Raw genomic sequence first — 4,242 nt, 5'->3', positions numbered from 1 at the left:
GACGGCTGTCCCGTCTCCAAGGCGCTCGCCGGCACCGACATCAGCGTGAAGGCGACGCTCGTCAGCTCCTGAGCGCGACGCCCAGGACCCACCCGAGGCCGGCCAGCACGACACCCGCCGCGGCCTGACCGACCACGTTCACCAGGCCGCGGCGCCGACCGACCATGACGGACTCCACCATCCACGTCGAGTAGGTCGAGTAGCCGCCGAGCAGGCCCCCGACGAGCACGAGCCGCGCGGGACCGCTGAGCGCGGCACCCGCTGCCGCGCCGGCGAGCAGTGCGGCGCTGAGGTTGACGATCGCGATGGCCCGCAGCCCCGACCGCTCGAGCCACCGATGGACGAGCCCGACCACCTCATCGCGGAGCAGGGCGCCGACCGCCCCTGCCGCGACCACCAGCACCGCGGTCACCATCCCCGGCTCCACCGCAGGCCGGCGCGTGCCAGGACCGGCCCGGCCATCAGACTCACGGACACGTAGGCCAGCGCCACGAACGGCTCCCCATCGACGAGGTCCACCACCTCCACCGCGAACGTCGAGAAGGTGGTGAGCGCCCCGAGCAGTCCCGTACAGACCATCGAGGTCAGACGGGTCCGCCCCGTCGGGAGCAGCCATCCCAGGGCGAGACCGAGCAGCAGCGCCCCCGCGAGGTTGACGGCCAACGTCGCGAGCGGGAACCCACCCGGCCCGGCGGGCACCGTCGATGCCACCAGGACACGCAGGCCCGCTCCCACGCCCCCGCCGATCCCCACGGCAGCGCGTCGGACCCAACCGGTGTCACGTCCGTCAGTCACATGGCGAGGTCTACCACCCCGGCCTGCGGCACCTGGCGCCTTCCCGGTACCCGGCGGGGCGCGCCTACGCTGCGGGCTCCCGATGTGGGAGGACGTGCCGATGGTCTCCGAGCTCTTCGACGCTGACGTGTGGGAGGAGGTCGACGGTTTCGACCTGACCGACCTCACCTACCACCGCGCCAGGGACGTCGGCGCCGTCCGGGTCGCCTTCGACCGCCCCGAGGTCCGCAACGCCTTCCGCCCGCACACGGTCGACGAGCTGTACCGGGTGCTCGACCACGCCCGGCAGAGCCCGGACGTCGGCTGCGTCCTGCTGACCGGCAACGGGCCGTCCCCGGAGGACGGCGGGTGGGCGTTCTGCTCCGGCGGTGACCAGCGGATCCGCGGCGAGGACGGCTACCGGTACGCCGAGGGCGACACCGCCGAGACGGTCGACCCCGCCCGCAGCGGTCGCCTGCACATCCTCGAGGTGCAACGTCTGATCCGGTTCATGCCGAAGGCGGTGGTGTGCCTGGTCCCCGGCTGGGCGGCCGGAGGCGGGCACAGCCTCCACGTGGTCTGCGACCTCACCATCGCCAGCCGCCAGCACGGACGCTTCAAGCAGACCGACGCCGACGTGGCCAGCTTCGACGGCGGGTTCGGATCGGCGTACCTCGCCCGGCAGGTCGGCCAGAAGTTCGCCCGCGAGATCTTCTTCCTCGGTGACGAGTACTCCGCCGACGACGCCCACCGTCTGGGGATGGTGAACGCCGTCGTCGAGCACGAGCGGATCGAGGAGGTCGGGCTCGACTGGGCTCGCCGGATCTGCGGGAAGTCCCCGATGGCGATCCGGATGCTGAAGTTCGCGTTCAACCTGATCGACGACGGCCTGGTCGGCCAGCAGGTCTTCGCGGGCGAGGCGACCCGGCTCGGGTACATGACCGACGAGGCGCAAGAGGGGCGCGACGCGTTCCTCGAGAAGCGGACCCCGGACTGGACCGGGTTCCCCTACCACTACTGATCGCGGTCGCGTCCCTCGACGAGGCGCAGCCGGCCGGCGAGCACCTCGAGGAGCTTGACCGCCACCTTCGGGTGTTCGAGGAGCATCGAACGGAACCGACGCGGATCGATCCGTAGCGCCCGCACCTCCTCCGTCGCGGTCACCGTCGCCGTCCGCGGTGCCTGGAGCAGCAGGGCGAGCTCCCCGAGGACCTCGCCCTGCCCGAGCTCGGCGACCTCCTCACCGGCGTGGGCCACGGCGGCCGAGCCGTCCACGATGACGTAGAAGCCTCCACCGTCCTCCCCCTCCTCCACGAGCGTCTGGCCGTCGTCGAAGTGCACCGCCTCGGACATCTGCGCAACGTGGTTGAGCTCCGCCCGGGTGCACGACGCGAACAGCGGGACCGACCCGAGCAGATCGGCCTTCTCGCGCTCCGTCATCGACATCGGATGCTCCTCCGGTCCGCGTCATGGCCTACCAGCGGTTCCGATCACCCCGCAAGGATCGATGTGACGTCTTCCCGCGGATCCGCGGGGAAGTGGCATCCTGGCAGAACGGTACCACGGGGTTCGTGGCACCATCCGTACGCACCGCGCCGCTCGGCGAGGGCGACGTGACCGAGAAGCTGATCGACATCGACGAGGGCGCCCTCGACCGTGCCCGCGAGATCCTCGGCGCGGACACCACGGAGCAGACCGTCAACGAGGCGCTGGCTGAGGTCGTCCGTCTCGCGAAGCGGCAGGCACACGCGGCCCGCCTGGCCGACATGGGCGGGCTGGACGTCGACGACGGGGACGTCATGGGCGACGTGTGGCGCTGAACCGAACCAGGGCGGAGGGTGTGGGATTCGAACCCACGGTGACGCTCGCGCGCCACGCCGGTTTTCAAGACCGGTGCCTTCAGCCGGACTCGGCCAACCCTCCGTGACTGGAGGCTACCTCTGGCCCAGTACCTAGCCGCGCTTCACTTCGACGTGCACGTGGGGATGCGGCTCGCCACCCAGGTAGTAGTCGATCTGCGACAGGAACGGGAAGGAGGTCGCCGAGTCCGCGACGATCGTCTCACCGGCCAGCACCTGCTGACCGACGTGCACCCGCGTGCCTGTCACGTGCAGCATCGTCACGATCTTGCCGTTGTCCTCGACGGACCGGATCCGGATCATCGCGTCGGGGTGGACGCCGTAGAGCATGTAGGGCTTGACCTCGACGACCATCCCGGTGACCACAGATCGGACCGGCTCCCCGGGACGCATGACGATGTCGACCGCGGAGGTCGCGTGGTGCGGTCTGCCGCGGCTCGACAGGACCAGGTACTGCTGGTCCGTCGGCGTGAGCGGCGGCAGCTGGTACTTGCCGCCGTTGTCGTTCGCCAGCGCCCGCCCGAGGGGGATCATCCCGACCGCGGTCCGGTAGGCGGCCTCGTGGAAGCCGATCCGCACCGGGTCCGCGCTCGGCGTGAACAGGTGCATGCCGTCGTGGCGCGCGAACAGCCGTGACGGACCCTCCGGGAACGGGGACGAAGCCTCCTGGGCTTCCTTCTTCTTGTTCTTCTTCTCGGCAGCCTTCTTCCTCCGGTCCGCCTTCTCCTCGCGCTGCTCGTCGAGCGCTGCCTCGTCCTTCTCACCGACGATCCGCAGTGCCGCTTCGGACTCCCGGACGTCGTCGGACTGCTCGCCGGCGGGACCGCTCCCGGTCTCCCGCTCCTCGGATACGTCGTCTCCGTGCGTCTCGGCCTCTGCCGCGCGACGCTGTTCGGCCCGCCCGCCGACCGTGTCGGCCGTGCGCGCCTCGCCCGCCGGGCGGGCGTCCGTGTCCGCGGACCCCTCGGGGACGCTGCGGTGGTTGCGGAGAGCGTCGGCCTCGGCTGCCACCACCGTAGTGGTGCCGTTGCTCGGGAGTAGCAGCGCCGCCGTCATCGCGGCGAGCGTCAGCAGGGCCAGGACAAAAAGCGCCTGACCGGTCGCCAGTTCCACGTCCACACCTCCGGGATGGTCATCCCCCACTGCCACCGAAGGGCACGACGGCCCGGACAGGATACTTCTCTGCGGCAACCCCTCCGCCATCAGGCCGAGGCCGGGGGCCGTCCGGCCGATGCGGCAGCACCGGGACGGCGCGCGGCTCGCGCTCGGCGATGCGGAGACCGCGCGGGTCGTCGAAGAGACGCTCTCGCGGCCCGCTTGGCAGCGGATGCTCGAAGGCGTCGACCAGGCGCGGCAGCGGCGTCCCGGTCATCAGCACCTGGATGTTGACGACCTTGCCGTACCACGCCGGACCCCGGTCGAGGTCCACGAGGAAGCGGACCTGCCCGCGCCGGTGGCGCAGGGTCGAGCCCATGCGTGCCCCGTTCGCGGTCGCGTCGAAGCGGATGCCCTTGCCGCGAGCGGCGAAGAACCGCCGTGCCTGCATGGCCTCGCGGATCGACGCACGCGACAGCGACGTGACGTACATGCCACCACGCCCCTTGTCGTC

Annotated in this window: 7 protein-coding genes and 1 tRNA gene; 2 read left to right on the top strand and 6 right to left on the bottom strand. The window is 71.1% G+C overall.

The features are described from left to right. Nucleotides 1-61: 61 nt before the first annotated feature. Both KY469_22480 and KY469_22475 read right to left on the bottom strand, forming a co-directional pair. Nucleotides 62-415, bottom strand: a complete 354-nt coding sequence (locus KY469_22480; protein ID MBW3665860.1) for a CrcB family protein — start codon at nucleotides 413-415, stop codon at nucleotides 62-64. Further along, nucleotides 409-795 (bottom strand): CrcB family protein, encoded by a 387-nt coding sequence (locus tag KY469_22475; protein ID MBW3665859.1) that lies wholly within the window; start codon nucleotides 793-795, stop codon nucleotides 409-411. Before KY469_22475 ends, KY469_22480 begins: the two co-directional genes overlap by 7 nt. Before the next feature lie 100 nt (nucleotides 796-895). Here KY469_22475 and KY469_22470 point away from each other — a divergent pair, with 100 nt between their 5' ends. Further along, nucleotides 896-1,795, top strand: a complete 900-nt coding sequence (locus KY469_22470; GenBank protein ID MBW3665858.1) for a 1,4-dihydroxy-2-naphthoyl-CoA synthase — start codon at nucleotides 896-898, stop codon at nucleotides 1,793-1,795. Here the strand turns inward: KY469_22470 and KY469_22465 are convergent. Beyond that, nucleotides 1,789-2,220: a cyclic nucleotide-binding domain-containing protein gene (locus KY469_22465; GenBank protein ID MBW3665857.1), complete on the bottom strand. Its 432-nt coding sequence runs from the start codon at nucleotides 2,218-2,220 to the stop codon at nucleotides 1,789-1,791. The two genes, KY469_22470 and KY469_22465, sit on opposite strands and share 7 nt — an antisense overlap. A 167-nt stretch (nucleotides 2,221-2,387) precedes the next feature. On the opposite strand from KY469_22465, the gene KY469_22460 reads away from it, so the two are divergent. After that, complete coding sequence (locus KY469_22460) at nucleotides 2,388-2,594, top strand: type II toxin-antitoxin system VapB family antitoxin (protein ID MBW3665856.1); 207 nt, start codon at nucleotides 2,388-2,390, stop codon at nucleotides 2,592-2,594. A gap of 12 nt (nucleotides 2,595-2,606) precedes the next feature. Here KY469_22460 and KY469_22455 read toward each other — a convergent pair. The 3 genes from KY469_22455 to KY469_22445 all read right to left on the bottom strand — a co-directional run. After that, nucleotides 2,607-2,697: transfer RNA gene (locus tag KY469_22455), tRNA-Ser, on the bottom strand. A gap of 29 nt (nucleotides 2,698-2,726) precedes the next feature. Next, a complete protein-coding gene (locus KY469_22450) occupies nucleotides 2,727-3,746 on the bottom strand; it encodes a M23 family metallopeptidase (GenBank protein ID MBW3665855.1) in 1,020 nt (339 codons plus the stop codon). A gap of 19 nt (nucleotides 3,747-3,765) precedes the next feature. Beyond that, a partial coding sequence (locus tag KY469_22445; GenBank protein MBW3665854.1) for a hypothetical protein occupies nucleotides 3,766-4,242 on the bottom strand: 477 nt, incomplete at its 5' end.

Source organism: Actinomycetota bacterium (assembly GCA_019347575.1).
Classification (GTDB): Bacteria; Actinomycetota; Nitriliruptoria; order Nitriliruptorales; family Nitriliruptoraceae; genus JAHWKY01.
This window is presented reverse-complemented; position numbering and strand designations above follow the sequence as displayed.

Excerpts from the sequence above, each read along its gene's own strand:
- KY469_22480 (MBW3665860.1), bottom strand. The coding sequence starts at position 415 with ATGGTGACCGCGGTGCTGGTGGTCGCGGCAGGGGCGGTCGGCGCCCTG.
- KY469_22470 (MBW3665858.1), top strand. The coding sequence starts at position 896 with ATGGTCTCCGAGCTCTTCGACGCTGACGTGTGGGAGGAGGTCGACGGT.
- KY469_22465 (MBW3665857.1), bottom strand. The coding sequence starts at position 2,220 with ATGTCGATGACGGAGCGCGAGAAGGCCGATCTGCTCGGGTCGGTCCCG.